Origin of the sequence: Kangsaoukella pontilimi, from assembly GCF_009830125.1 — a bacterium.
Classification (GTDB): Bacteria; Pseudomonadota; Alphaproteobacteria; order Rhodobacterales; family Rhodobacteraceae; genus Kangsaoukella; species Kangsaoukella pontilimi.
In genome coordinates this window covers 1-1,884 of the sequence record NZ_WUPT01000009.1, presented here as the reverse complement: position 1 = coordinate 1,884, position 1,884 = coordinate 1, and the positions used below count along the sequence as shown (strand labels likewise).

General features: G+C 63.3%; 1 protein-coding gene. It reads right to left on the bottom strand.

Features of this window, described 5'->3' with window-relative positions; all coding sequences use genetic code 11:
• On the bottom strand, positions 1 to 1,884 hold a 1,884-nt coding region (locus GQ651_RS18575), incomplete at both ends, for a 1-deoxy-D-xylulose-5-phosphate synthase N-terminal domain-containing protein (RefSeq protein WP_160765787.1).

The following is a 1,884-nucleotide window of genomic DNA, read 5'->3' as shown; positions in this document are numbered from 1 at the left end:
CTCGCAATTCGGACCGGGCTTCCGCAACCAGTAGGCGCCGTCAATCGCCCCCTGCCTAAAGGCATCGTCGCCGCGTTTGCCCGGCTGCTCGATCGGGTTGGTGGTCAGTCGCAGGTAAACCGCGCCGCCGGTCTCGTCCCGAAGCCATGTTCGCTCGTCCGGATCGCCTTCCCCGTCCCGCTGCACATAGTCGAACGCCCATTCCATGATGACGGCCAATTCGTCGGCGAAGGCGGGCTCGAACGCGGCGAGGCCGTCCTGGCTCATGCCGATCAGAGGCGTGCCGATCGACTGGTGCGCGCCGCCCTCGGGCGCCAGTGTAACGCCGGACGGCGTACCGACGAGGATGAAGCGCGAACCCTGATAGCAGGCGTAGTTCAACGCATCGAGCCCGCGGGACACGAAGGGATCGTAGACCGTGCCGATGGGAATGACGCGCTTGCCGAACAGGCTGTGGCTCAGGCCCGCCGCGCCGAGCAACAGCATCAGGTTCATTTCCGCGATGCCCAGCTCGAAATGCTGGCCGGTCGGATCGAACTCCCATTTCGCGGTCGACGGAATGCGGTGCTCGATAAAGGCGTCGGCAAGCGCAGTCCGCGCGAAGAGCTTCCGTCGATTGACCCAAGGGCCGAGGCTGGTGGTGCCGGTGACATCGGGAGAGGTCGTCAGGATCCTGTCGGCCAGCGCGCTGCCCCCCCGCGCCAGATCGTCGAGCACCTTGCCGAAGGCCATCTGCGTCGACAACTCGCGCGATGTGTCGAGCTCTATTTCGGGAACGGGCAACCTGTCGTCCGAATAGCGTCGCGGACCTTTCGCGAAGAAGGGCACCTCGCCAAGAAACGTCTTCAGCGCCGAGGCGTCCTCGACCGTCGCAAACGGCTCCCACTCCTCGCCCGGGGTGACACCCATATGAGCCTGCCATTCGGCAAACTGCGCCTTGTTCATCAGGCCGCCGTGATTGTCCTTGTGACCGGCAATCGGTGTCCCCCACCCCTTGATCGTATAGGCGAGGAAACATGTAGGCCGGTCGTGATCGATGGCGGCAAAGGCCTCGGCCATCGTCTGAACGCAGTTGCCGCCGAGGTTTTCCATCAGTGCCGCAAGCTCACTGTCGGTCCTCCGGTCGATCAGCGCGGTTACGTCGCCCTGATCGCCAAGGTCATTCATCAGACGCTCGCGCCAGACCGCGCCGCCCATGAAGGTCAGCGCCGCATATTCCTGATTGGAGCACCCGTCGATCCACGCTTTCAGCTTGTCGCCGCCGGGCTCTTCGAAGGCTGCCCGCTGAAGCGTGCCGTATTTGACGCGGACCACGTCCCACCCGAAGGCGTCGAAGATCTTCTCCACCCGGCCGAAAAGACCCTCCCGGACGATCCCGTCGAGCGACTGCCGGTTGTAGTCGATGATCCACCATGTGTTGCGAAGATCGTTCTTCCAGCCCTCCTGCAGCGCCTCATAGACATTGCCCTCATCCAGTTCGGCATCGCCGACCAGCGCGACCATTCTGCCCACGGGTGCATCGCTGCCCCACGGCTTGGATGAGACATAATCCTGCACAAGCGACGCGAACGAGGTGATCGCCACACCGAGCCCAACAGAGCCGGTCGAAAAGTCGACGTCGTCGATATCCTTCGTCCGGCTCGGATAGCTCTGGACCCCGCCCATGCCGCGGAAGTTCTCCATCTTCTCACGGGTCAGGTTCCCCATGAGATACTGAATGGCGTGAAAGACCGGCGAAGCATGCGGCTTGACGGCGACCCGATCCTCCGGCCGCAACGCCGAGAAATAAAGCGCCGTCATGATCGACACCATCGACGCCGACGACGCCTGATGACCGCCCACCTTGATCCCATCGACTTTGGGTCGGATGTGGTTGGCGTTGTG